Source organism: Paraburkholderia kururiensis, assembly GCF_034424375.1.
In the GTDB taxonomy this organism is placed as follows: domain Bacteria; phylum Pseudomonadota; class Gammaproteobacteria; order Burkholderiales; family Burkholderiaceae; genus Paraburkholderia; species Paraburkholderia kururiensis_A.
In genome coordinates this window covers 3,533,392-3,558,768 of the sequence record NZ_CP139965.1, presented here as the reverse complement: position 1 = coordinate 3,558,768, position 25,377 = coordinate 3,533,392, and the positions used below count along the sequence as shown (strand labels likewise).

The 25,377-nt window shown below is 67.9% G+C and carries 22 protein-coding genes; 7 read left to right on the top strand and 15 right to left on the bottom strand.

From position 1 onward, the window contains the following. Positions 1-148 precede the first annotated feature (148 nt). The 3 genes from kdsB to lpxK form a co-directional block, all read right to left on the bottom strand. Complete coding sequence (kdsB, locus tag U0042_RS15825) at positions 149-949, bottom strand: 3-deoxy-manno-octulosonate cytidylyltransferase (protein WP_114814525.1); 801 nt, start codon at positions 947-949, stop codon at positions 149-151. A gap of 250 nt (positions 950-1,199) precedes the next feature. Then, positions 1,200-1,400, bottom strand: a complete 201-nt coding sequence (locus U0042_RS15820) for a Trm112 family protein (RefSeq protein ID WP_017776904.1) — start codon at positions 1,398-1,400, stop codon at positions 1,200-1,202. Further along, positions 1,381-2,400 carry a tetraacyldisaccharide 4'-kinase gene (gene lpxK, locus U0042_RS15815; protein WP_114814524.1) on the bottom strand — a complete coding sequence of 340 codons (1,020 nt, stop codon included), beginning with the start codon at positions 2,398-2,400 and terminating at the stop codon, positions 1,381-1,383. Before lpxK ends, U0042_RS15820 begins: the two co-directional genes overlap by 20 nt. A 560-nt stretch (positions 2,401-2,960) precedes the next feature. Between lpxK and xseA the strand changes: the two genes are divergently transcribed. After that, positions 2,961-4,361, top strand: coding sequence for an exodeoxyribonuclease VII large subunit (gene xseA / locus U0042_RS15810; protein WP_114814585.1), 1,401 nt, complete (start codon positions 2,961-2,963; stop codon positions 4,359-4,361). 399 nt (positions 4,362-4,760) lie between these two features. Continuing rightward, positions 4,761-5,342 carry a superoxide dismutase [Fe] gene (gene sodB / locus U0042_RS15805; RefSeq protein ID WP_114814523.1) on the top strand — a complete coding sequence of 194 codons (582 nt, stop codon included), beginning with the start codon at positions 4,761-4,763 and terminating at the stop codon, positions 5,340-5,342. 126 nt (positions 5,343-5,468) lie between these two features. Here the strand turns inward: sodB and clpP are convergent, their stop codons facing one another. Then, positions 5,469-6,137 (bottom strand): ATP-dependent Clp endopeptidase proteolytic subunit ClpP, encoded by a 669-nt coding sequence (clpP, locus tag U0042_RS15800; protein ID WP_269814064.1) that lies wholly within the window; start codon positions 6,135-6,137, stop codon positions 5,469-5,471. A gap of 182 nt (positions 6,138-6,319) precedes the next feature. On the opposite strand from clpP, the gene U0042_RS15795 reads away from it, so the two are divergent. Continuing rightward, positions 6,320-7,360 carry a sigma-70 family RNA polymerase sigma factor gene (locus tag U0042_RS15795; protein ID WP_114814521.1) on the top strand — a complete coding sequence of 347 codons (1,041 nt, stop codon included), beginning with the start codon at positions 6,320-6,322 and terminating at the stop codon, positions 7,358-7,360. Positions 7,361-7,400: 40 nt separating this feature from the next. Here the strand turns inward: U0042_RS15795 and U0042_RS15790 are convergent, their stop codons facing one another. Both U0042_RS15790 and mdtD read right to left on the bottom strand, forming a co-directional pair. Next, positions 7,401-8,678 (bottom strand): EAL domain-containing protein, encoded by a 1,278-nt coding sequence (locus U0042_RS15790; RefSeq protein ID WP_114814584.1) that lies wholly within the window; start codon positions 8,676-8,678, stop codon positions 7,401-7,403. Positions 8,679-8,961: 283 nt separating this feature from the next. Further along, positions 8,962-10,347 carry a multidrug transporter subunit MdtD gene (gene mdtD / locus U0042_RS15785; RefSeq protein WP_232833560.1) on the bottom strand — a complete coding sequence of 462 codons (1,386 nt, stop codon included), beginning with the start codon at positions 10,345-10,347 and terminating at the stop codon, positions 8,962-8,964. On the opposite strand from mdtD, the gene U0042_RS15780 reads away from it, so the two are divergent. Next, positions 10,316-10,477, top strand: coding sequence for a hypothetical protein (locus tag U0042_RS15780; RefSeq protein WP_232833562.1), 162 nt, complete (start codon positions 10,316-10,318; stop codon positions 10,475-10,477). The two genes, mdtD and U0042_RS15780, sit on opposite strands and share 32 nt — an antisense overlap. A gap of 60 nt (positions 10,478-10,537) precedes the next feature. On the opposite strand, the gene U0042_RS15775 is transcribed toward U0042_RS15780, so the two are convergent. Then, positions 10,538-11,953, bottom strand: a complete 1,416-nt coding sequence (locus tag U0042_RS15775) for a PLP-dependent aminotransferase family protein (protein ID WP_114814519.1) — start codon at positions 11,951-11,953, stop codon at positions 10,538-10,540. Positions 11,954-12,078: 125 nt separating this feature from the next. Between U0042_RS15775 and U0042_RS15770 the strand changes: the two genes are divergently transcribed. Next, positions 12,079-12,432: a DUF2917 domain-containing protein gene (locus U0042_RS15770; RefSeq protein ID WP_114814518.1), complete on the top strand. Its 354-nt coding sequence runs from the start codon at positions 12,079-12,081 to the stop codon at positions 12,430-12,432. 23 nt (positions 12,433-12,455) lie between these two features. Here U0042_RS15770 and U0042_RS15765 read toward each other — a convergent pair whose 3' ends face one another. Then, the gene (locus tag U0042_RS15765) at positions 12,456-13,712 is read right to left on the bottom strand and encodes a citrate/2-methylcitrate synthase (RefSeq protein ID WP_114814517.1); all 1,257 of its coding nucleotides are present in this window, start codon (positions 13,710-13,712) and stop codon (positions 12,456-12,458) included. Between the two features lie 157 nt (positions 13,713-13,869). On the opposite strand from U0042_RS15765, the gene U0042_RS15760 reads away from it, so the two are divergent. Then, positions 13,870-15,291: a CoA transferase gene (locus U0042_RS15760; protein WP_114814516.1), complete on the top strand. Its 1,422-nt coding sequence runs from the start codon at positions 13,870-13,872 to the stop codon at positions 15,289-15,291. A gap of 19 nt (positions 15,292-15,310) precedes the next feature. Here U0042_RS15760 and U0042_RS15755 read toward each other — a convergent pair whose 3' ends face one another. After that, positions 15,311-16,057, bottom strand: a complete 747-nt coding sequence (locus tag U0042_RS15755; RefSeq protein ID WP_114814515.1) for a GntR family transcriptional regulator — start codon at positions 16,055-16,057, stop codon at positions 15,311-15,313. Positions 16,058-16,296: 239 nt separating this feature from the next. Between U0042_RS15755 and U0042_RS15750 the strand changes: the two genes are divergently transcribed. Further along, positions 16,297-17,142 carry an aldo/keto reductase gene (locus U0042_RS15750; RefSeq protein ID WP_114814514.1) on the top strand — a complete coding sequence of 282 codons (846 nt, stop codon included), beginning with the start codon at positions 16,297-16,299 and terminating at the stop codon, positions 17,140-17,142. A 125-nt stretch (positions 17,143-17,267) separates the two neighbouring features. Here the strand turns inward: U0042_RS15750 and U0042_RS15745 are convergent, their stop codons facing one another. The 6 genes from U0042_RS15745 to U0042_RS15720 form a co-directional block, all read right to left on the bottom strand. Beyond that, on the bottom strand, positions 17,268-17,705 hold the full coding sequence (locus tag U0042_RS15745; RefSeq protein ID WP_114814513.1) for a hypothetical protein: 438 nt from the start codon (positions 17,703-17,705) through the stop codon (positions 17,268-17,270). A 299-nt stretch (positions 17,706-18,004) separates the two neighbouring features. Then, positions 18,005-18,445, bottom strand: coding sequence for a hypothetical protein (locus U0042_RS15740; protein WP_327204983.1), 441 nt, complete (start codon positions 18,443-18,445; stop codon positions 18,005-18,007). A gap of 874 nt (positions 18,446-19,319) precedes the next feature. Beyond that, positions 19,320-21,503 carry an ABC transporter ATP-binding protein gene (locus U0042_RS15735; RefSeq protein ID WP_232833574.1) on the bottom strand — a complete coding sequence of 728 codons (2,184 nt, stop codon included), beginning with the start codon at positions 21,501-21,503 and terminating at the stop codon, positions 19,320-19,322. Beyond that, positions 21,500-22,378 (bottom strand): ABC transporter permease, encoded by an 879-nt coding sequence (locus U0042_RS15730; RefSeq protein ID WP_114814725.1) that lies wholly within the window; start codon positions 22,376-22,378, stop codon positions 21,500-21,502. The genes U0042_RS15735 and U0042_RS15730 overlap by 4 nt, the downstream gene beginning before the upstream one ends. Beyond that, on the bottom strand, positions 22,375-23,394 hold the full coding sequence (locus tag U0042_RS15725) for an ABC transporter permease (protein ID WP_114814724.1): 1,020 nt from the start codon (positions 23,392-23,394) through the stop codon (positions 22,375-22,377). The genes U0042_RS15730 and U0042_RS15725 overlap by 4 nt, the downstream gene beginning before the upstream one ends. A 116-nt stretch (positions 23,395-23,510) precedes the next feature. After that, positions 23,511-25,166 carry an ABC transporter substrate-binding protein gene (locus U0042_RS15720; protein ID WP_114814723.1) on the bottom strand — a complete coding sequence of 552 codons (1,656 nt, stop codon included), beginning with the start codon at positions 25,164-25,166 and terminating at the stop codon, positions 23,511-23,513. Positions 25,167-25,377: the final 211 nt, after the last annotated feature.

Genomic DNA, 25,377 nt, shown 5'->3' with positions numbered 1-25,377 from the left:
GCCGCCTCGCGCAGCAACGTCTTGAAGACGGCGCAGCAAGGCTTGGCGCATCACGCATGGGCGTCGGCATGGGCAACGGAAAACACGGGGAAACCCTGGCGCACAAAGGCTTGGGAAGGCGCGCGCGAACGTCCGATTATGCCATGGCTTACTGCGTTGTCAGCCCGAAAAGCGCCTGAACGCGGGCGAGATCGGCGGGCGTATCCACGCCGGGCGCCGGCGCGTCGGCGGCCACGAGCACCGCGATGCGCTCGCCGTGCCACATCGCACGCAGTTGTTCGAGCGCCTCGACTTCTTCGATGGGCGAGCGTGCGAGTGCGGGGTAGGCGCGCAGGAATCGGGCTCGATACGCGTAGAGTCCGATGTGTCGATACACCGTTGCTGGCGCAGGCGGCGCGGGCATCGCAGCGACGTTGGGCCAGTGCGGCTGCCACGCGTCGCGTGCCCACGGAATGGGCGCGCGCGAGAAGTAGAGGGCGAGGCTGCGCGCATCGAGCACGACCTTCACGACGTTCGGATTGAAGATCTCGGCGGGGTCGGTGATGCGGTGTGCCGCCGTCGCGATGGCGCAGTCCGGATTCGCTGCGAGGTGCGACGCAACGTCGCACACCAGCGCGGGATCGATCAGCGGTTCGTCGCCCTGCACGTTGACGACGATCGTGTCCTCGCTCCAGCCGAATGTCGTCGCGACTTCCGCGAGGCGGTCTGTGCCCGAGGGATGATCGGGGCGCGTCATCACCGCTTCGAAGCCGTGGCTGCGCGCGGCATCGAGCACGGCCTGCGCGTCGGAGGCGATCAGCACCTGGCTTGCGCCCGACGCCCGCGCACGCTCGGCCACGCGCACCACCATGGGCTTGCCGCCGATGTCGGCGAGCGGCTTGTTGGGCAGACGCGTCGACGCGAGGCGCGCCGGAACGACGGCAATGAACGGATGGGCGGGAGCGGTCATCGGTGTGACGGGCAGTGAGGGAAGGACGGTGGGGATGCGTGCGCAGCGTGTAGCGCCGCGCGAAGACAGTTACATCGGGCGATGCCTGGGCGGCGGGCAACGCGTCAGCGTGTAGTCAGACCGCTCGCGAACTGCCGTCGCGCCCTTCCCGAAGTGTCGCGCCCTTCCCGAAGTCAGCGAGTCGGACAGGCCGTCGCACAACCACGACGACCAGGCGCAACGACACAACGCCCTGCGCGACGCCGGCACGTCAGGCGCCGGGACCCGCAGGGTCGACGGGCGTGCCTTCAACCGTCTGGCGTGCTTCGTCGACGAGCATGACGGGGATGCCGTCGCGAATGGGGTAAGCGAGCTTGTCCGCGTGGCAGATCAGCTCCTGTGCGGCGCGGTCGTAGCTGAGCGGGCCCTTGCAGATGGGGCAGACGAGGATTTCAAGCAGACGGGCGTCCACGGAGTTTCTCCACAACCAGTGCGATGAGGCGGTGATCGAGCGCAGCCTGGACGGGTACCACCCAGATGCGCGCGTCGTGCCAGGCCGCCAATTTTACCGCATCCTTTTCGGTGATCAGGATGGCGTCGGCTTCCACGTCCACGAACGGATTCGTCGCGAACGCGTAGTGATCGGGCAGGGCGCGCGTGTCCGGTGAAAGGCCCGCTGCGCGCAGTGTGGCGAAGAAGCGCTCCGGCGCGCCGATGCCCGCTGCCGCCAGCACCCGCTGTCCGGCGAACTGCGCGAGCGGCCGGCGCAGGGCGGGATTGTCGAGATGCCATGCGTCGCCGGGCGCGAGGTCGAGGGCGAACGTGTTCGGCCAGGCCGGCAGCGTGCGTGCGTAGGGATCGTTGATGAGCGTCGCGTCGCGGTGCCGCGAAAGCGGTTCGCGCAGCGGCCCCGCGGGCAGCAGGAAACCGTTGCCGCCCAGGCGATGGTCGAACACGACGAGTTCCGCGTCGCGCGCGAGGCGATAGTGCTGAAGGCCGTCGTCGCTCACGATCACGTCGACGTCGCGGTGCGCCGCGCACAGCGCCTGCGCGGCTGCCACGCGATCCGGGCAGACCCAGACCGGCACGCCGGTGCGGCGCGCGATGAGGAGCGGCTCGTCGCCGGCCATGCCTGGTGCGCTCGCGGAGGTGACCGCCGTCGGCCGCTCGATGCGCGCGCCGTAACCACGCGAGACGACGCCCGGCGAGAAGCCCGCTGCGCGCAGCGCTTCCACGAGCGCGATCACGGTGGGCGTTTTGCCGGTGCCGCCCACGGTCACGTTGCCCACCACGACGACCGGCACCGGCACACGCACGCTTTTCAGCCAGCCTGCGGAAAAGGCCGCGCGTCGCAGCGCGGCCACGGCGCCGAAGACGCACGCGAGCGGCGTCAACGCCCACGCGAGCGGACCGCGGCGCTGCCATTCGCGGCTCACGCGGCTTTCAAGACGGGAACGCAGGCCGTCGATCATCGGACCCAGGCGGCGGTACGGGCGACGCGAACTGCTCGGAGCGCGATGCAAAGCGCGCGGTCATGCGCATGCTGCTGCGAGCGCACGAAGGCGGCCGGCGCGCTGAGGTGAAATGCGAGGGGCTGGGCTGCTGGCATCGGCGAGATTTCTCCGGGCGGCTGGGGGGCGCGCAGTGCTAGGGGCGGGGCGCGAAGCGCAGCGCATCCGTCCCCGCGAAGCCGGCACTCTAGCGCGCGACGGCCTGATGCGGCAAGCGAGCGCCTGTGGACAACTTTGTGGAGAACCAGCCGTCCATTGCCCGGGAACGCCCGTTCGAGAAGCCTTCTATCGGCATCGACCCGCCTGGAATCAGGTGCAAAGCCTTGCAGATCAAGGGTTTGCGCCGGATTCATTGGCGTTGCAACGGTATTCGGCGGGGCCTGTGCGAGCCCGCCTGGAATGTGGACACATTGCGCTTCGCATACAGCCTGCTGGACGCGGCAAGCCCGATCGGTCTATCGTCTGGGCGGCCAGTCAAACGCAAACCGTGGCAAAACCGCGGCAAACCGCTCATTCATCGCATGAACTCCGACAGCTTCGACCGTTCCTCAGACCGCTCATTCACCGCGCCGATTCCCGGGGGCACCGAGGCCGTCGTGCCGGTCTCGGCGCTCAACCGGGCCATCGGCACGCTGCTCGAACGGTCGTTTCCTCTGGTGTGGGTGTCCGGCGAGGTGTCGAACTTCACGCGCGCCGCGAGCGGCCACTGGTACTTCTCGATCAAAGACGCGCAGGCGCAGATGCGCTGCGTCATGTTCCGCGGACGCGCCCAGTACGCCGAGTTCATGCCGCGCGAAGGCGACCGCATCGAAGTGCGCGCGCTCGTCACGATGTACGAGCCGCGCGGCGAATTGCAGCTCAACGTGGAAGCGGTGCGTCGCACCGGCCAGGGGCGTCTCTACGAAGCCTTTCTGAAGCTGAAGGCGAAGCTCGAGGCCGAAGGTCTCTTCGATGCCGCACGCAAGCGGCCGCTGCCCGCGCATCCGCGCGCCATCGGCGTGGTCACGTCGATGCAGGCGGCCGCGTTGCGCGACGTGCTCACCACCTTGTGCCGGCGCGCACCGCACGTGCCGGTGATCGTGTACCCCGCGCCGGTGCAGGGCACAGGCGCCGCCGACAAGCTCGCCGCGATGGTGCAAGCCGCGAACGCGCGCAACGAAGTGGATGTGCTGATCGTCTGCCGCGGCGGCGGCTCCATCGAAGACTTGTGGGCCTTCAACGAAGAGGTGCTGGCCCGCGCGATTGCGGCAAGCGCGCTGCCGGTGGTGAGCGGCGTAGGCCACGAAACCGACTTCACCATCGCCGATTTCGCCGCCGATGTCCGCGCGCCGACCCCCACGGCCGCCGCGGAACTGGTGAGTCCGCAGCGCGTGCTGTTGCTGCGCGATCTCGATCATCGGCATGCGATGCTCGCGCGCGGTTTCGGTCGCATGATGGAGCGACGCGCGCAGCAGCTCGACTGGCTGGCGCGGCGGCTCGTGTCGCCCGCAGAGCGACTCGCGCGACAGCGCACGCATCTGCAGCAGCTCACCGTGCGGCTCGCGTCGGCGGGCGCGCGTCCCGTGCGCGACGCGAAGGCGCGCTTTGCGCTCGTGCAGATGCGGTGGCAGCGTTGCCGTCCCGACCCCGCACGGCAACAGCTGGCGCTCGACACGCTTGCCCAGCGGCTTCACGGCGCGCTTGCGCGCCGGCACGAGCGTGCGACGGCGCGCGTGGCCTCGCTCGCGGCACGGCTCGACGTGTTGAGCCCACAGCGCACGCTGGAGCGCGGATACGCCGCGTTGCTCGACGTGCAAAGCGGCGAGGCACTGCGTTCGCCCGCACAGCTCAAGCCCGGCAAGCGGCTCACGGTGCATCTGGCGCAGGGCGCGGCGGACATTGCGCTGGCCGACGTCCAGCCGCGTTTGACCGAAGGCTTTTGAATGGCTCATGCCCTGCGGGGCAATCGAAAGCGCACTTGAGCAATCGAAGCAAAAGGCGCACGTCGAAGCACCGACGTCGAAGCACCGCGGCGCGCTTCTTGCGGCACCTTCCGAAGCGGACCGCTTTCGCGACGATACCCGCTGCCGTCCCGCCATCCAGCGCGCTGTTGAATGACATCCGGATGACAGCGCGCGTCGCGACAGTCCGACGCTGTTCGGCACACACTTTTGTCCGCGCCCCGCTTGCGTGAAAGCAGCTTTTACGACGGCTACGCCACTTGTCCGCACGAAGTTCGACAAAAAGGCGCGTGGTTTGCGGGGTTATTCCAAGTCGCCTACAATCCAGTGCTCCACAGCGTCATCCGCAGACTCCCCATAAACGAGAGAAGGATCAGCACCATGGCACAACATACGCTCCCGCCGCTGCCGTACGCGAAGAACGCGCTCGCTCCGCACATGTCCGAAGAGACGCTCGAGTTCCACTACGGCAAGCACCACCAGGCCTACGTCACGAACCTGAACAACCTGATTCCGGGCACCGAATTCGAGAACCTGCCGCTGGAAGAGATCATCAAGAAGGCGTCGGGCGGTATCTTCAACAACGCCGCGCAAATCTGGAATCACACGTTCTTCTGGAACGGCCTCTCGCCGCAAGGTGGTGGCGCACCGGCCGGCGCGCTGGGCGACGCGATCAACGCGAAGTGGGGTTCCTACGACGCGTTCAAGGAAGCCTTCTCGAAGGCTGCGGTCGCGAACTTCGGTTCGGGCTGGACGTGGCTCGTGAAGAAGGCCGACGGTTCGCTCGACATCGTTTCGACGAGCAATGCCGCCACGCCGCTCACCACGGATTCCAAGCCGCTCCTCACCATCGACGTGTGGGAGCACGCGTACTACATCGACTACCGCAATGCGCGTCCGAAGTTCGTGGAAGCGTTCTGGAACATCGTGAACTGGGACTTCGCCGCGAAGAACTTCGCATAAGGCGTTTGCCGTTCCGTTGCAGCGTTGCTGTAGCGTTGCAGAAAGCCCTCCGGTCCCGGAGGGCTTTGTCGTTTACGGCGCCCGGCGGTCTCGGCGAGGCCACGCCAAGCCACGCCAAGCCACGCATCACGCCGGTGCATCGCTCTTCATCGTGCCGATCGCGTCGCGCGAACTCAGTACATCGTCTATCAGGCCGTACGTTTTCGCGGCGCTCGCCGACATGAAGTTGTCGCGATCGGTGTCTTTGCGGATCTGCTCGAGCGTCTGGCCCGTGCGCGCGGCCAGCACCCCATCCAGCTGGTCGCGAAGATACAGCACCTCCTTCGCCTGAATCTCCACGTCCGCGGCCGTGCCCTGGCTGCCGCCCGACGGCTGGTGAATCATGATGCGTGCGTTGGGTAGCGCGTAGCGTTTGCCCGGATGTCCCGCGGCGAGCAGAAAGGTGCCCATGCTCGCGGCGAAGCCGGTGCAGAGCGTCGACACGTCGGGCTTGATGAACTGCATCGTGTCGTAGATGGCGAGGCCGTCGTAGACGGACCCGCCCGGCGAGTTGATGTAAAAGCAAATATCCTTGTCAGGGTTCTCGGACTCGAGGAAGAGCAGTTGCGCCACGATCAGGCTGGCCGACTGCTCGTTCACCGGTCCCACCAGGAACACGATGCGCTCGCGCAGCAGCCGCGAATAGATGTCGTAGGCGCGCTCGCCGCGACCGGATTGCTCGATGACGGTGGGCACGAGTCCGAGCCCGGACGACGAAACGAAGGGCATGTGAGGCAGATGAAAAGTCGGGCGCATGAATTCCTCGTGGGAAGGGGATGTGATCTGCCCTGTTGACGCCCCGGCGCGGCGCCGCGTGACAGAAAAAATTTTGCGCGAAGGTGTCACGCGCGAGGCGCCCCAGACGTCAACGGAAAGAGAGGCAAGAGGTCATCGAAGCGGCGCGCGAAGGCCCGCGCGATCATCGAGGAGCGAGACGAATGACGCAGTCTTCCAGCAGCAACAACGGCATCACGGCCTTCGAGGCATTGCGCTCGCGGCTGGAGTCGCTCGCGTACCGGCTGCTGCGCAGCCGCGCCGAGGCCGAAGACGTGGTGCAGGACGCCTGGCTGAAGTGGCACGCCGCGGACGCCAACGCGCTGCGCGAGCCCGCTGCCTGGCTCGCGACGATCACGACGCGCCTTGCCATCGATCGTCTGCGGCGGTTGCGACGTGAACGGTTGCCGCACACGCATGGTTCGGGGCCTTGGCCAGCCGGCTCCGGCGATTCCGGCAACTCAGGCCTCGCCACCGATTGGGCGCCCTCCGCGGAAGATCTCGCGCTGCGCGCCGCCGAAATCTCGCATGGCCTGCTGTTGCTGCTCGAACGTCTCTCGCCGGTGGAGCGCGCCGCCTTCGTGCTGCACGAAGGCTTCGATTGCGACTATGCGGAGATCGCGCGCATCGTGGGCAAGACGCCGGCGAACTGCCGGCAGATCGTGCATCGTGCCCGCGCGAGGCTACAGCGCCCCGGCATGCCCGCAGCGCCCGACGATCCGGCGCGGCACAGGCAGGTGGTGGACCATCTGCGCGAGGCGATTGCCTCGCAGGACCGGGCGGGCGTGATGGCGCTGCTCGGGGCGACTACGGTGGTGGCGTGCGTTGCCAGTGAAGACGCATTGCCCGTGGATCGCGATGTGGTGAGCGCGCTTGCTTGCGCTTCGCAGGGGTCCGAGGAGGCGCACGCATGCGGGCAAGCACTCCGCGCCGAGTCCATCGCCACGATCGACGGTGAATCGCGCATAGCGCTGTTCGGTGCCGATGGCGAGATCGTTGCGCTCGTCGCCGTATCGGTGGGAGTGGAGGAAGGCGAGAACGCGCCGGTGGCACGCATGGCGATCATCACGGACGCGGCCGTCGTGTACGCCGCCAATCGCCTGTACGGCGCGCGAGCGATCAAACGTCTGCTTCAGCGGATATTCGCGCAACCGGCGCGCAGCGGCGCCGTGCGTTGCAGTGTGGAGGAAGCCATCGCGGCGTGACGTGAGGGCCACTCACGCAAGAGCGCGCATGGAGCGCGCATCAAGCGCTGCGCCGCGCCGCCATGTCCCAGTTGATATCGACGCACAGCACCTGCATGCCGTGCGCGGTGTGCGCCGCGATGGAGGCGGTCACGCACAGATGCGCCTCGTTGATCGAGAGATACGGCGGCGTGAGATGCACGTGGCCCGGCGCACGCACCGCCTCGATGAAATAGGGGCGGCGTTCCCAGCTCGCGCCTTCCGAGTGCAGTAGCGGACTGAAGCGCTTGGCACGCTGCGACGTGCGGCCCGTGGGCAGCACGTTGTCACCGATCTGACGGCCCGAGCCGTCCAGCAGGAAGCAGCGCGCGGTCTCGCCGAGCTTGAGCAGCGGCGCCGTTGCTTCGGCCATCGAAACGCCGGCCGCCAGTTGCTTCGCCGCGCCTTCCAGCGCGCGCACATAAGGCGCGAGGCGCGCCGTTTGATCGCGCTCGCGTGCGGCGACGCGTTCGCGCAGCCGGGCCGAAAGCGCGTCCATGAGTTCGGCCGCGACCTGCGGCTTCACGGGCTCCACATCGGGTCCGGCGAAATACGCGCCCTGCACGAAATCGACGTTGCATTCCAGCGCGATCAGCGCGTCGCGCTCGGTGGCGAGCCCACCCATCAGCACGAGCTGCCCGGACTCGTGGAGCATCGAAACGAGTCCGGGCAACACACGTTCGATGTGCGAATGGCGCGTGGCTTGCGCGAGAATGCCGCGGTCCAGCGTGACGATGTCGGGCCGCAGATGCCACACGCGATCGATGTTCGAGTGCTTCGCGCCGAAGCCGTCCAGCGCGATCAGGAATCCCGACTTGCGCAGGCCGTCGATGATCTCGGCAAAGCGCGTGGTCTCGCCGCCCGTTTGCTCCGAGAGTTCCAGCACTACACGCTGCGGCGGCAGGCCGAGCGCCTTCAGGCGCGCGAGCAACGCGTCGCCGTAGCTCGTATCCATCAGGGCCGCGGGGTGCAGGTTCAGGAAGAGCCACTCGTCGTGACTGTCGAAGGCGTTGAAGTTGCCCAGATGCAGCGACTCCGTAAGCCGCCCGAGTTCGAGCAGGTCGCCGCGCCGTGCCGCCTGCGTGAAGACCTCGTGCGACGAAACCTGCTGGCCGTGTTCGTCGTGCGCGCGCAGCGACGCGTGATAGCCGATGGCACGCCGGTGCGCCACCGAAAACACCGGCTGGAACACGCTGAACACGGTGTAACCGCCATACAGCACGGTGCGCCGGGAGCCTTCGTCGCCGGCCACGGGGCGCGGCGGCTGAAAGCCGGGGGGATCGAGGTCGAGCATGCTCATCATGTCAGTGAGGCGGCGTGTGTGCGGGAATTGCGCGAACCGCACGAGAAGAGGCTTCGAGTTTACAGGATAGGTCAGCAAGAAGCATGCACAGCGGGAATGCGCGGCCCTCTGACGTGGCGCAGGAACGGCGCGGCGCAGTCCGGTGGCATCTGCACACGAACGGTGCGCCCGCTGCCCCGCAGCGGGTCGCGTGCGCGCAGGCGGCGTCCCGGCAGGCCAGCTGCCGGTGCCGCGCGGCGATCGAAACAGGCGCGCGAAAGCGCGCTGAACGGGCTCGGACTCAGGCCCGCTCAGACGGGTCCGTCTTCTTCGCCGTGCCGCGGATGTCCGGCGAAAGCTGCGCGAAGATCCACGACGAGCCGGCCGTGATGATGCCCACGCACAGGAACGTCGCGTGGAAGGCAGGCAGCACGTGCGTGGCGGTGGCGCGGGGCAGGATGCCTGTGAACGTGGTGAGCATGGCGCCGGCCACGGTCACGCCAAGGCTCATCGAGAGCATCTGCACGAGCGAGAAGAGGCTGTTGCCGCTGCTCGCACCGCCCGTGCCGAGGTCCTTCAGCGTGAGCGTGTTCATCGCGGTGAACTGCATCGAGTTCACGCAGCCGAAGAGCGCAAGCTGTACGAGGCGAAGCCACAGCGGCTCGTTCGGGCTGGAGAGCGAAAAGCTCGCCATCGCCAGCCCGACCAGCACGGTGTTGGTGACGAGCATGCGCCGATAGCCGTAACGCGTGATTAGTCGCGTCACCAGCCGCTTGGCTGACATGCCGGCCGCGGCGACGGGCAACATCATCAAGCCTGCTTCGAATGCGCTGTAGCCGAGGCCCACCTGAAGCAGCAGCGGAATCAGATACGGCATGGCACCGCTGCCGATGCGCGCGAACAGATTGCCGAGCAGCCCCACGCTGAACGTGTGGATGCGAAAGAGGTCGAGCGAGAAGAGCGGCTGCGGGGCGCGTACCGCGTGTAGCCCGTAGGCGACGAAACAGGCAAGGCTCAGGATCAGCAGCACGAGCACGGTGGCGTGCTCGAGGCTCAGTTCGGCGCGACCGTCGAGCGCAACGGAGATCGCGATCATGCCGACCACGAGCAGCAGATAGCCCGCGACGTCGAAGCGCGGCGTATCGGGATTGCGGCTGTCGTGCATGAAGATGAAGGTCGCGATGCAGCCCACGATGCCCACCGGCACGTTGATCAGAAAGATCCAGTGCCACGAGGCGATCTTGACGAGCCAGCCGCCGAGCGTCGGGCCGATCAGCGGTCCGATCAGCCCCGGAATGGCGACGAACGAGAGCGCCGGCAGATAGCGCTCGGCGGGAAACGTGCGCAGCACGGCGAGGCGCCCCACAGGTAGCAGCATCGCGCCGCCCACGCCCTGCACGATGCGCCACACGACGAGCTGCGTGAGCGAATGCGCATTGGCACACAGCAGCGAGCCCAACGTGAACACGAGAATCGCGCTGAAGAACACGCGCCGCGTGCCGAGCTTGTCGGCGAGCCATCCCGACACGGGAATCATCACCGCCATCGTGAGCGAATAGGCGATCACGACCGACTGCATTCTGAGCGGCAACTCGCCGAGGCTCGCTGCCATGGCGGGCAGCGCGGTGTTGACGATGGTGGAGTCGAGCGTCTGCATGAAGAAGCCCGTCGCGACGAGCCACAACATGACGGTGAGGGAACGGGCAGACGGCGTGGCAGTGGGCGCAGCGGAAGCGGTGGTGGGGACGGGCATGGGCGTGCTGGAGGCGCGGGCCGCGGCAAGTGAAGCGGCGAATAGGGAGCAGCCGCCATTGTAGGGAAAACAGCGCGTGCCCGTCGTTTGCGCGCCTGCCGTTGCAGCAGGCCCGCTCGGGCCGTCAGGCGCTCAGGCGCGCCGCGGTCTCGAAGAACGCACGTGCCCGGGGATCGTTGGTGAAGGCAGCGTTGATGCGGATCCACGGACTCGGCTGACTGTCGGGCCGGAAGTAACTGCCTGGCGTCACCATCACGCCGAGCGGTTCTCCGCAGGCAACCAGGCGGGCCGAGTCTTCGATGTGCGGCACGCGCGCCCACAGGAACTTGCCGCCCTGAGGCCGCGCGAACAGCTCCCAGCCGCTTGCCGTGAGCGTCTGCATCGCGCTCCCGAGCGCGTCGCGCATGCGCCGCCGCAGGCGTTCCAGATATTTGCGGTACGCGCCGCGTTCCAGCAACGCGACCGCTACGGCCTCGGCGAAACGTGAGCCACCAATGCTCGTGAGCACCTTGATGTCGGCGAGGTCTTTCACGATCTGCGGGCTTGCCACCACGTAGCCCACGCGCAGCGACGACGAAAGCGTCTTGGAGAGTCCGCCCACGTAGACCACGTGTTCGAGCTGGTCGAGCGTGGCGAGTCGGTCGGTGGGATCGGTCTGGAAGTCGCCGTAGATGTCGTCTTCCACGATGGTGAAGCGGTGCTCGCGCGCCAGCTGCAACAGCCTGAACGCGACGGGTGGCGTCACGGTCGTGCCGGTCGGATTGTGGAACACGGAGTTGATGAAGAACGCGCGTGGCCGGTGCTCGATCAGCATGGCTTCGAGCATGTCGAGATCCGGCCCGTTGGCCGTGCGCGCAATGCCCACCAGCTTCACGCCGTGCAGCTTGAGCAGGCCGTAGAGGTTGTAGTAGCCCGGGTCTTCGACGAACACCGTGTCGCCGCCCTTGAGCATGTAGCGCATGAGCAGGTCGAGCGCCTCGCTCGCGCCTTCGGTGATGAGGATCTGCTGCGGGTCGACGGCAATGCCGAGCGGCGCGAGGCGCGTCTGCAGGTGCTCGCGCAGCCGGGCGTTGCCGAGCGGCGTGGCGTAATCGACGAGGCTCGAACCGTCGGTGCGCGACACGAGGCGAATGGCCTGGCCGAGGCTCTCCGTGTCACGCCAGGCGAGCGGAATGGAGCCGCTGTCGAGTTGCAGCGTTTCGTCCGGCCGGTTCAGGTGCCGCAGGATGTGGATGGACTCTTCTTCGGCGCGCCGCGGGTCCGAAAGCCCCATGCCGCTCATGCCGAAGGTGCCGGGCAGCCCGCGCTCGGTCACGTAGAAGCCCGAGCCGTGACGCGAGTCGACGTAGCCGAGCGAAACGAGCCGGTCGTACGCCTCGATCACGGGAAAGCGGCTGATGCCGTAGTCGGCGGCGAACTGGCGGATGGATGGCAGTTTGGCGCCCGGGTGCGCGGCGCGCGAGCGGATCCAGTCCTGCACGCCGGTCACGATCTGGTCGGTGAGCGGCACGCCGCTCGCGCGGTCGAGTTGAAGCTTCATGGAGACTCACTGTCAGGTTTTTCGACTGTACAGTTCAGACCGAACTGTACGGAACTGTGCATGGGCGCAGCGGCGTCGCCTCGCAATAATGCTGGAACCGTCAATGCCCTTCAAGGAGCACTGCAATGCGCGAAATCCGTACATTCGAACTGGAACATGGCGAGCCCGCGGCCGCCCTGCAAGCCGCGCAGCCGCTCGTGCTGGACGTGCGGGCCGGACAGATCTGGTTGACGGTGGAGGGCGACGCCGGTGACTACTGGCTTGCGGCCGGCGAGTCTTTTGAGTTGCCGCGCGGCGCGCGTGCGTGGGTCAGCTCCGGCCGGGACGGCGCGCGTTTTGCGCTGGCGTTCGACCTGGAAACGGCGCGTGGCGGCGCGGCGCACGCGCAAGGTATCGCGCCTCAGCGCATGCTGCGAAGCTGGGCATCGAAGTGGAGCCTCGCGCGCTTTGCCTCGCGTTTTGCCTCGCGTCTCGCCTAAGCGGCGGCCGCCCGCAGTCACGGTCATTCACTCGCACCGGCTTCGTACTCTCCCACATACCTCGCACGCGGACGGATGAGCCGGCCGTCCGCTGTCTGTTCCATCGCATGCGCGATCCAGCCCGCCGTGCGTCCCACGGCGAACAGCGTGAAGGCGGCGCCGTGCGGCAACCCCAGCACGCGCTCGATCGCGGCCAGCGCGAAATCCACCGTCGGAAAGGCGCCCGTCGTTTCGTGCACGGCGCGTGCGAGGGCGTCCACGTCGCGCATCGGTGAACGCGCGGGCGCGCGCTCGGCCAGCAGTTCGAGCAGCAGCCGCGCGCGCGGATCGCCGTCCGGATAGAGCGGATGGCCGAAGCCCGGCAGGACCGCGGCGGGACGCTCGGGCACGGCGATCGCACTGCCGTGCTCGTGTGCGGCGAGCCGGGTGGCGAGATAGCGGTTGAGGTCGCCGGCGCGCGCGGCTTCGTCGAAAAGCGCGGCGACGCGCGCCGTCTCGCCGCCGTGGCGCGGCCCCGCCAGCGCCGCGAGTCCGCCCGCCACGGCGCCGAACAGATGCGTGCCCGTGGACGTAATGCAGCGCACCGTGAAGGTGGACGCGTTGAGTTCGTGATCGGCGCAGAGCACGAGTGCCGCGCGCAGCAGGTCGGCTTGCTGGCGGTTGCGCACACCCCATGCAGCCGCCAGCTGACGATGCAGGGCGTCCGCCGACGGCGCCGCGGAAATCATCGCCGCCGCCACGAAGCGCAGCACGAGCCCCGCCGTATCGAGCTGTGCGTCGCGGCCGAGCGCCCACACGCGCGGCATCTGCGCCGCCGCCGCGGGCAACAGCACGAGCGCGCGGTCGAGCGGCGTGCTGTCCGCCCATAGCTTGAGCCAGGCGGACCACTGCGCGGCGGAGAGCGGCGCGGCGAGCGCCTCTGCGATGCGGCGCGGCGTGCATTCCCACAGCAGCGCGGCGACGTCTTCGAGCGTCGCGGTGCGCGCGAGCGCGGTGACATCGCGGCCGCGATAGAAGAGCCGGCCGTCGGCGATCAGCGAGATCGACGATTCGAGCACCGGCACGCCCCAGTCCAGCACCTTCTGTGCGACCTTGCCCGCACGCTTGCCGTCGGCCTTGCGCCGCGCGAGGCGCCGCACGTCGGTTGCGGCGTAGCGGCGCCGTTTGCTGGCCGGGTCGGGCGCGGATTGCAGCATGCCGCGGCTCACGTAGGCGTAGAGCGTGGCCAGGCTGACGCCGAGTGCGTCGGCGGCTTCGGATGCGGTCATATAGCTGGACATGGCGGGCTGGGCGAAAAAACCGGAGAAATCGATATATGTTGATTATCTTAATCAAGATTGATCGGCATGGCGGGGAAATCTAGACTCGTTTCACTCCGTTGTTTCGCCTCGCCTGTTCCGATCCACTCACCCCGCCGGACCCGCCCGGCTGCCGATCATGACGCCTCGTCTCGCTCTGGAACATCTCTGGTCTCTTGCCGAATGCGAACCGGCCGCGCTCGATTCGATCCATCTGAAAGGCAACGACCCGGCCTTGCCGTCGGTCTATCGCGTGGGCGCGCTGGCCGCCTCCACCATCGCCGCGGCCGGGCTTGCCGCCGCCGAATGCTTCCGGCTGCGCACAGGCTGCCGCCAACGCGTCGAGGTGGACGTGCGACGCGCGCTCGTCGCATTTCGCAGCGAGCGCTATCTGCGCGTGAACGATGATTTGCCGCCCGAACTGCGTCATCCCGTGACCGGCTTTTACGCCACGCGCGACGGCCGCTGGATTCAGCTGCACACGAACTTCCCGCACCATCTGCACGGCGTGCTCGCGGTGCTGGGCTGCAAGAATCGCCGCGAGGCCGTGGCCGAAGCGATTCGCGGCTGGGACGGCGCCGCGCTCGATACGGCGCTGGCGGACGCCGGCCTGTGCGCGGCGCTGATCCGCTCGCCGCGCGAATGGGCCGCGCTCCCGCAGGCGCGTGCCATCGCAGACTTGCCGCTCATCGAGATCGAACGCATTGGCGATGCGCCGCCGCAGCCGCCCGGCCGCGGCGGCACCGACCGGCCGCTCGCAGGCGTGCGCGTGCTGGACCTGTCGAGAATCATTGCCGGGCCGGTGGCGGGACGCGCGCTCGCGCATCACGGAGCGGACGTGCTGCTCGTCAACGGACCGCATCTGCCGAACATTGAACCGCTCGTGATCGACAACGGTCGCGGCAAGCGCTCGACCACGCTCGATCTGCGCGAAGCGGCCGCGTGCGACACATTGCATGCACTGGCGACCGACGCCGACGTGTTTCTCCAGGCCTATCGTCCCGGTGCACTCGCGGAGCGCGGCTTCGGGCCGCAGGCGCTCGCCGCGCGGCGTCCCGGCATGGTCTATGTGTCGATCTGCGCTTACGGGCATACCGGGCCGTGGGCCAGGCGGCGCGGCTTCGACAGCCTCGTGCAATCGGCAAGCGGCATCGTATGGACGGAGAGCCGCGCGGCGGCGGGTTCGCGTGGCGCGGCCGGCGACCCACCGTTCGACGCGCCCCGGCATCTGCCGTGTCAGGCGCTAGATCACGGCACGGGCTATCTCGCGGCGTTCGGCGCGATGGCGGCGCTCGCGCGGCGCGCGAAGGAGGGCGGCAGCTGGCACGTGCGCGTTTCGCTCGCGCAGACGGGGCGCTGGCTACAGTCGCTGGGGCAGATCGAAGAGGGTTGGCGCACGCCCGACGTGACGTTCAACGACGTGGGCGACTGTCTCGAAACGATGGACTCGCCATTCGGTCGCGTGCGCGCGGCGGCGCCCGCGGAGCGGTTGTCGGAGACGCCGCCGTTTTATGCTCGCCCGCCGGTGCCCATCGGGACGGACGAAGCACGTTGGCATTGATCCACGCGCAACAGCCGGGCTACTTGCGCAGCTCGGCGACGAAGTCGTAGTAGTCGTTGCGGCAATACGTGTCGGTGAGTTCGATGGCGCGTTGGTCCGCCGTGTAGCCCACGCGCGTGATGAGCAGCAGCGCTTCGTTCGGCGCAATGCTCATTTGCCGCGCAATCTCTTCGCTGGCGTTGACCGCGCGGAAATGCTGAAGCGCGCGCACGATCGCGAGGCCGCGCTGTTCGAGAAAGCTGTACAGCGAATCGCCGATCGCCTGCGGATCGGGAATCAGCGCGGCAGGAAAGGTGGAGTTCTCGACGGCCATCACGATGCCGTCCGCAAGGCGCAGCCGTTTCAGGCGCGTCACGGCAGCCGCCGGCGAAAGCCCCAGCTGGATCACTTCTTCGCGGCTTGCGGGCTGAATCTCGCGCGACAGCCACTTCGAGCTGGGCGTGAAGCCGCGACGCCGCAGCATCTCGCTGAAACTCGTGAGCCGCGAAAGCGGATCTTCGTAGCGCGGCGTGATGAAGCTGCCCGCGCCTTGCGTGCGGCGAATCAAGCCTTGCTCGACCAGCAGCGCAATGGCCTTGCGCGCCGTGATGCGCGACACGCCGAGCGCTTCCGAGAGCACGCGCTCCGAGGGCAGCGCCTCGCCGGCGTTCCAGCGATTCTCGTGAATCGCGTGGCCCAGCTTGCGGGCGAGTTGCAGATAGAGCGGCGTGTCGTTGTCCGGGTCCGGGCGCAGGTCGCGCCAGCGGTCTTCCGAGGGAGCGTTCATAAGGGGGCGGGCGTGAAAGGCGATTGTCGATTTTAAGTCATCGCGTGCGGCCGTTATAGCGAGGTTTCGCGAGGCCCGCGATGATCCCGCGCGCAAAGGGCTAAACTGGCCCGCTCCGGTTCGCGCTTCGCGTGATCCCACACGATGTGCACGCCGCGAGGATGGTCCGCGAAGCGGTCTGGGCGGTGCATGACGGGACCGACGCGAAGCCGACCGAAATCGAGTCTTGAGGAGCGTTCATGGTCACGGAGATTGCAAGTGTCGCGCTGCCCGACGGCGAGCGCATTCCGAAGCTGGGACAGGGCACGTGGGAGATGGGCGAGCGACCGGCGCGCCGTGCCGACGAGATCGCCGCGCTGCGCGAAGGCATCGCGCTCGGCATGACGCTGATCGATACCGCGGAGATGTACGGCGAGGGCGCGACCGAAACGTTGCTGGCCGAGGCGCTGCACGGGCTGCGCGACGACGTGTTTCTCGTGAGCAAGGTGTATCCGCACAATGCGAGCCGGCGCGGCGTGCAGGCCGCCTGCGAGGCGAGCCTCAAGCGCATGAAGACGGATCGCCTCGATCTTTATCTGCTGCACTGGCGCGGATCGGTGCCGCTCGAAGAGACGGTGGCGGGCTTCGAAGCGCTGCGCCAAGCGGGCAAGATTCGCCACTGGGGCGTGAGCAACTTCGACACCGACGACATGGAGGAGCTTTTCTCCGTTCCTGGTGGCGACGCGTGTGCGACCAACCAGATTCTCTATAACGTTGCGCGTCGCGGCCCGGAGTTCGACCTGCTGCCATGGCTTGCCGAACGGCATGTGCCCGCGATGGCCTACAGCCCCGTGGACCACGCGCGCCTGCCGAAGCGCTCGGCGCTCGACGACATTGCGCACGAGCGCGGCGTGTCCGTGTTTCAGGTGGCGCTCGCCTGGGTGCTGCGCCAACCCGGCGTGTTCGCCATTCCGAAGGCGGCGCGCGTGGAGCACGTGCGGGACAATCGCCGCGCGCTGGACCTCGACCTCACGGCCGAAGAATGCGCCGCGGTGGACGCGTACTTCAGACCGCCGCGCGGCAAGCGGCCGCTCGAAATGCTGTGACGAGGGGAAGGGATCGAAGGAGAGAGGCGGCGGCATCGGGCTTCAGCGATGCGCGATGCCGCCGCACGATTTAGCGCACAGAGTGCATCAAGCGAGGCGCGTGGTACGGGCAGACGCGCCCGTTTTCACTCGCACGCATGATGCATGTGCACCGAGCCCAGCACCGCGACTTCGGCCGGCGTGCGCTTGAGCGCATCGGAGTCGACCTGGCGCGTGTCGGCGACGAACTCGTCCACGATGGACGGCACGGGCGTGTTACGCAGACAGAGCGACACGCGTTGCGTCTCGCCGGTGGGCAGCGTTCCGCGTTGGCCGAGGAACAGCACGCCGTACTGGTAGCCGTGAATGATGCCGCGAATGGCGCTCACACACTGACCGCGCGAGACGTTGTCCGATGGAGGCTGCTGACACATCTGCGAGAGCCAGTAAGCCGAGAACGACGGATCGACCGGGGGAGGCGCCGAGGACGCCTGCGTCTGCGCGCTGGCCGCGGACGCGAGGCCGAACGCGAATGCCGCTGCGAGCGTGAGGCGCGCGGCGCCGTGCGGGAAGTGTTGCTTCATGTTGTTGTCCTCCTGCCAGTGTGTCGAAAGGGTTTCGAATGCACTGTAGGAGACCGTGCCGCGCGATTGGTTCCCTCGGTTGGGCTATCGACTGCGATCGAGGTGCGGCTTTCGCGCTGTTTGTTGGTCGTCGTCAAATGGCGCGTTGTGCGCGTCGTGCGCGCCGCCCCATGCGCCAGCACGTGGACCTCGAAGGAAGGCGAACGGACCGCGTAATGCGGTCCGGGCCGCGGCGGTGACGCGCCGACCGGGGGATCGGAGCGCCACCGCCGTCACCACAGAAAGGCGTGACTGGGATGTCATGCCGTTTCGGGGCGGTGTGCGGTGCGGGGGCACCGCCGCGCGGGTCTATCGTCCGCTACCACCGCCACCGTGACCGCCGCCGGGACCGCCGCCATAGCCCCCGCCGAAGCCGCCACCTTTGCCGAAGCCGCCGCTAGGCCCTCCACCGAAGCCTCCACCGAAACCGCCGCCCGAACCGCCGCAGCCACAACCACCACCAAAACCTCCGCCACCGAATCCGCCACCGGGGCCGCCGTGGCCACCTCCGCTGTTGCCACCACCACCACCACCGCCGCCACCACCACCACCGCCACCACCACCGCCACCACCACCGCCACCACCACCACCACCGCCGCCGCCACCACCACCACCACCACCACCGCCACCGCCACCACCGCCACCACCGCCACCACCGCCACCACCGCCACCGCCACCGGTGCCGCCGTGGCCACCACCATTACTCCCGCTTCCTGAAGCCTTCCCTCCGGCCGCTGCTGCTGCGCTGCCAAGCCCGCCCGACGACCCGCTGGCACTCGACCCCGCCGCCGAGCCGCCCACCCCGCTGCTCGCGCCACCCGCGCCTCGCCCACCGTTCGCACTGCTCGCACTCTTCGCACCGTTGGGGTTGCATGCCGCGGTGCTCCCCGCGCCACTCATGTTGCGATCGCACTCGCGTGGCAAGAACACCGTGGCCGCATCTTCGGCGGCTGTGACGGCGTCGTCGGACGCCTCGGCGCTCGTTCCCGTGGCCGTTCCCGTCGGTGCTTCCTGCGCGAGGAAGATCGCGGCGGTCATGGCGTTCGCAGGAAGTGGGACGTGCGCGCTCACGTCCCACTTCACCGCGTCCTCACCATCGCGCGAACCCGCCGCGCCGGCCGGTGCTGCGAAGAGCAGCCCAGCCATCGAGGCAACCACCCCGACTCTCTGCCATTTAAACGCATGGCAGTCCTGATCGATTTTCTTGTTCTTCATGGTCTTCTCTCTCTCCCTGAGTGCCGGCGCCTCGTAACCGGAACTCTTCGCTGCGTCATGCAGGGCGTGCCCGTTATCTCCAGGTTTTGCCGTCCCCGTGTCGTGCCGCGCGCTGCGCTCCTTCAGCGCGCGGCTCGATCTGCATGAAACCCGCTTCTTGTGGTTCATCCGTTACGTGCAGCGGCCTGTGCTTGCCTCTGCCGCGATACGACTCACGGGCCGGACGTGCCTGGTGTTTAGCGATAAATGTGCCACCGCCCGCAAAGGCGCGTGACAGATGGGGGCCGGCGCGAGAGTGCCTCAGCACCCCTCGGGAATTGCGGAAAAACGTTTCGGCGGTGAAACGCGAAGCGCGCGGTTCTATCGCTCGCGCGTAACGTTTTGAAGCGCGCGCAGTTCGGCGACGGGGATGTGGCAGCGAATGCGATGACCGTCGCCGGCGTCGGTGAAGGGCGGGTCTTCCTGTTCGCAGATCGCGCCGATCTTGCGTGGGCAGCGCGTATGGAAGACGCAGCCCGACGGCGGCGACGCGGCGCTGGGCGGGTCGCCCGAGAGGCGGATGCGCTTGCCTTTCGTACCGTCGTCGAGCGTGGGCACCGACGAGATCAGCGCTTCCGTATAGGGATGATGCGGGCCGTCGAACACGGCCGCGGCGGGGCCGACTTCGAGCAGGCGGCCCACATAGAGCACGGCGATGCGGTCCGAGAGATAGCGCACCACGTGCAGGTCGTGCGAGATGAACACGTAGCTCACGCCGCGCTCGCGTTGCAGGTCGGCGAGCAGATTGAGAATGGCGGCCTGCACGGAGACGTCGAGGGCCGAGGTGGGCTCGTCGCAGACCACGATGCGCGGATTGCCCGCGAACGCCTGCGCGATGGCGACGCGCTGCTTGAGTCCGCCCGAAAGCTGCCGCGTGCGAGCATCGAGATAGCGGTCGGGCAGGCGCACCGCCTCGATCAACGCATTGAGCCGCGCTTCGCGCGCGGGACCGTGCAGCGAGCCGAGTCGCGACAGCGCCCGGCCGATCAGTTGCTTCACGGGATGCGCGCGGTTCAGTGCCGAATCGGGGTTCTGAAAAACGATTTGCAGCGACTTCACCTGGTCGTCGTTGCGCGCCGTGACGCGCGGCGGCAGCGGCGTGCCGTCGAGTTCGATGACGCTCCCTTCGTCGGGCGGCGTCAGCCCGAGCAAGAGCTTTGCGAGCGTGGTCTTGCCGCTGCCCGACTCGCCGACGAGCCCGAGCGTCTCGCCGGCTGCGAGATCGAGCGAGACCGAATCCACCGCGCGTACCATCGCGCCGCCTGCACGGAAGGTCTTTGAGATGCGCTCGGCGCGCAGGATCAGCGCGTCGCTGCGCGGGCGTTCGAGTGTGCCGTTGTCACTCGCATGGCTTGCGTGCGAAATACGCGTAGCCGCTCGAGGCAACTCGATGGCCCGCTCATGATAGTGGCAGCGCGCCATCTGTTCGCCGTGCGGCGCGTTTACGCGGTAGGGCGGCGGGGTTTCGCGCCGGCAGCGTTCGTCGGCGAGGCGGCAGCGGTCCGCGTAGATGCAGCCTGGCGGCGCGTCGCCAGGCGAAGGCAGTTGCCCCGCGATGGTGTCGAGCCGGTCGCGGTCCTTGCTGCGCCCGGGAGCGGGCAGGCAACGCAGCAGCCCCACCGTGTACGGATGACGCGGGCGCGTGAACACGTCGCGCGTCGCGCCTTCCTCGACGAGCCGCCCCGCGTACAGCACGCCCACGCGTTCGCACATCTGGCCGATCACCGCGAGGTTGTGGCTGATGAAGAGCACGGCCATGCCGAGTTCCGCGCGCAGCTGCGCGATGAGGTCCAGCACTTCGGCTTCCACCGTGGCGTCGAGTCCGGTGGTGGGTTCGTCGAGAATCAGCAGGGCAGGGTTCGACGCCAGCGCCATCGCGATGACGATGCGTTGCTGCATGCCGCCCGAGAGCTGATGAGGGAAGCTGTCCATCACGCGCTCCGGCTCCGCGATGCGCACGCGGCGCAGCAGGTCCGGCGTGCGCGCGAGCGCGTCGGCGCGCGAGGCGCCCGCTGCCTCGAACGCCTCGGCCACCTGGCGCGCGACGGTGAGCGACGGGTTCAGCGCACGTGCCGGGTCCTGATACACCATCGAGATCGCATTGGCGCGCATGACGCGCAGCCGGTCCGCGTCGAGTGCGTGCACGTCTTCGCCGCCAATCGCGATGCGTCCTGCCTTCACCTTGCCGTTGCGCGGCAGATAGCGCAGCGTCGCCATCGCGACCGTGGACTTGCCGCAGCCCGACTCGCCCACGAGCCCGTAGGCTTCGCCACGCCGCACGCGCAGCGAGACGTCGTGCAGCACTTCGCGATCGCGCCCGCGAATGCGGTAGGTGACGGTCAGGCCGACAATGGCGAGCGCGTCGGCGCGCTCGCTTTTCGCGGCGCCGAACGTGGGGAACGGCGCGGGCGGCGGCGTGGAGCGTGCGGTATCGGCGTCGTTCTGCGCGCGACTGCGAGTGCCTGTCGGCACGCCATTCGGTTCATCGCTCGTCGAACCGTTCATCGGTCGAGTACTCCCTGCACGCCGTCAGCCATCAGGTTCACGCCGACGACGAGCGAGGCGATGGCGAGCGCGTCGAATACCACGGTCCACCACGCGCCGCCGGCCATCAACGTGTACGACTCCGAGAGCGCGAGGCCCCAGTCGGCCGAAGGCGGCTGGATGCCGAAGCCGAGGAACGACAGCGTGGCCACGGCGAAGATGGCATAGCCGAGCCGCACCGTGGCTTCGACCACGATGGGCGGCAGCACGTTGGGCAGAATCTCCACGAACATGATGTAGGGCGCGCGTTCGCCGCGTAGCTGGGCCGCGGCCACGTAGTCGAGGTGGCGTTCGGCGAACACGGCGGCACGCACGGTGCGCGCCGTGATGGGCGTGAACGTGATGCCGATCACGAGGATCACGGTGAAGTTCGATGCGCCCACTGCCGCGAGCGCGAGCAGCGCGACGATGACGAGCGGCAACGCGAGCACGGCGTCGATCACGCGGCCCATCACGTTGTCCACCCAGCCGTCGAAGTAGCCCACCACGAGGCCGAGCGCGGTGCCCGCGAGCGTGCCCGCCAGTGTGGCGAGCGGCGCGATCGTGAGGATGTCGCGCGCGCCGACGATCACGCGCGAGAACACGTCGCGGCCCAACTGGTCGGTGCCGAACCAGTGGGCGCGGTCCGGTGCGGTGAGCGAATTGAGCGGGTCCGACGCGTAGGGATCGTGCGGCGCGAACCACGGTCCCGCCACGGCGCAGACGATCCACCACGTCACGATGACGAGCCCCGCCACGAACGACGGCGAACGCAGCAGCACGCGCAGTTGCTCGAAGCGCGGTTCGGCCGCGGCGCGAGTCGTAGAAGAAGACGAAGACGGCGTGAGCGTGCTCATTGCGCGCTCCTCACGCGCAGGCGTGGGTTGAGCAGCACGTTGAGCGCGTCGGCCACGAGATTGGCCACGGTGTAGACCACACCGATCGTGAGCACGCCCGCTTCGAGCATGGGGAAGTCCTTCGCCTTCGCGGCGTTGTAGATAAGCGAGCCGATGCCCTGGTAGTGGAACAGCGTCTCCACCACCACGAGGCCGCCGATCATGTAGCCGAGCTGCGTAGCGGCCACGGTGATGGTGGGCAAGAGCGCGTTGCGCAGCACGTGTCGCCAGATCACGACGCGTTGCGGCAGCCCTTTGAGGATGGCGGTGCGCGTGTAGTCGGCGTCGAGCGCTTCCACCGTGCCCGCGCGCGCCATGCGCGCGATGTAGCCGAAGAACACGAAGACGAGCGGCAGCACCGGCAGCACGAGGTGGCGCAACTGTTCGAGCACGCCGGCATCGGGCGGCCACGACGCTTCGATGGGCAGCCACCGCAGCCACACGCCGAAGATCAGGATCAACGCGATCGACGAAACGAACTCGGGCACCACCGTGGCCGAGAGACCTGTAATGCTGATGACGCGATCGAGCCAGCGGCCCGCGTGCATCGCGGCCCACACGCCGCCCGCAATGCCGAGCGGCACGACCACGACGAAGGCGAGCAGGCCGAGCTTCGCCGAATGCGCAAGCGCCTCGCCGATGAACGGTCCCACTGCCTCACGGTAGGCGTACGAAATACCCATGTCGCCGCGCACGAAATGCGCGATCCACTCGACGTACTGCGTGACGAGCGGACGATCCACGCCGAGTTGATGATCGAGCGCGGCCACGGCACGTGCATCCGCGAGCGGACCCAGAATCGCGCGGCCGATGTCGCCGGGCAGCAGCTGGCCGCCCGCGAACACGATGACGGAAAGCAGCCACAACGTGATGGCCGACAGCACGAGGCGCGTCGCGAGGAAACGCGCGATGCGCGCGGCGTTGCCGCTGGCGGTGCGCCGTGCGCGCGAAGAAGAAGAGAAGACCGAGGTCGACATCGAAGGTCCCGAGGCACGCTCATGCAGGCTGGGGCTCGCCGCGCACGACACGGCGCGAGCGTGTCTTTGCGGCCGCGGCGGGCTGTACGGGCCTCATACGCTTCACGCCCGGCGCGTCAGGCGGTCAACACCGCGCGGTCGAAATACAGCTGCGCGATGGCCGTGAAATGCACGCCGTTCAGCGCGGCGCGGCGCGCGATCAACTGGTCGTAGAAGTACGGAATGATCACCGGCGTTTCGTCGAGCAGAAGCGCCTGGATCTGTCCGGAGATCTTCTTCTGCGACGCGACGTCGAGCGCGGCAACGAACTGCGCCACCAGCTGGTCGTACTGCGGATTCTTGAAGTGCGCAGCATTCCACGTGCCACCGCTCGTGAGCGGCGCGTTGAGAAACACGTTGGGCACGCCGCGATGGCCGTAGTCGGTGATGCCGAGCGGCGAGTCGAGCCAGTCCGATTTGCCGAACGTGCCCGCGCCGTAGTACTGGTTCTGGCTCTCCACCTTCAGCGCAAGCTGCACGCCGATCGCTTTCGCCGCGTTCTGTACGACCACGGCGAGGTCGGGAATCTCCATGTACTTTTCGGTGGTGAGCGGCGCGTCGAAGCCGTGTCCCACGCCCGCCTGCGCGAGCAACGCCTTCGCCTTCGCCACATCGAGTTTGCGCTGCGGCACGGATGTATCCGACGACGGAAACACGGGCGCGAACGGGCTGTCGTTGCCCACCACGGCGCGGCCGCGGAACAGCCCGCGCACCATCACTTCGCGGTCGATGGAAAGCGCCAGTGCCTGGCGCACGCGCTTGTCCTTGAACTGCGGGCTGTCGGTGCGCATGTGGATCTGGCGATGGGCGCTCGAGCGCACGCCGTCCACCTTGAACTCCGGATTGTTGAGAATGCCCGTGCCGCCCTGCACGGTGAAGGTGCCCATCACGTCGGCCTGGCGGCCCTGCAGCGCGAGGATCTGCGACTGCTGGTCGGCGTAGAACGAGAACTGCACGCGCTGCGGCAGTGCCTTGTCGCCCCAATAGTCGGAATGACGCACGAACGAGGCGCCCACTTTCGGCTGGTACTTTTCGAGCTTGAACGGCCCGGTGCCGATGAACGTCTTCTCGTAGTTGCCCGTGTAGCTCGCGGGCAGGATCACCGCGTTGTAGTTGTCCGAAGAGACGTAGTACGGGAAGTTGCCGTTCGGCGCGTCGAGGTGGAAGGCCACGGTGTGGTCGTCCATGGCTTTCGTGCCGCCCTTCGAGAGCACGCCCTTCAGCACCGACAGGGCCGCCGACCCCGCTGCGGGGTCGGCGAGACGGTCGAAGGTGGCCACCACGTCTTTCGCAGTGAACGGCGCGCCGTCGTGGAACTTCACGTTCTGGCGCAGCTTGAAGGTCCACACGTCGCCCTTCGCATTCGGCTGCCAGGCAAGCGCCAGCGCGGGCTGCAGCGTACTGTGCTCGTCGTCGTTGACGAGGAACTCGCCGGTCTGGTTCAGCAGGCACAGGCCGCCCGCATCGGTGACGGTGAGCGGGTCCACGGCGCCCGCAGGCATCAGATGGGCCACGCGGATCGTCTGGTTGCCCGGCGAGCCCTGGGCGCGGGCGCGCGGCGTGGCGAGCAGACCGCCGCCCACGAAGGCCAGACCGATTACGCTGGCGTGCCGCAGCAACTCGCGGCGGCTGAGCCGGCCCGCGAGGAATTCGTCGATTGCGTGGTTGCCGAGGCCATCTGCGTGGCGTCGGAGCAATTCGAGGACGACGCTGGGATCCGCGGGAGTCTTCATCGATAAGGGTTCCGTTCTGTTCCGTGTTTTGTCGGAGTGCGTGCGCGGGTGGCGCAGGGTACCTGCCACACGTCTTGCGCGGGGTGCGGCGCAGCCTGTGTCAGCAAACGACAGCAGAAGAGCGGTATTGCGATGACGAATGCGGGTTCAGTGTAAGCGATTGGCCCGCAATCCGGAACGGGCCGCGTCGTGATGGAAAAACCGCTGCCGC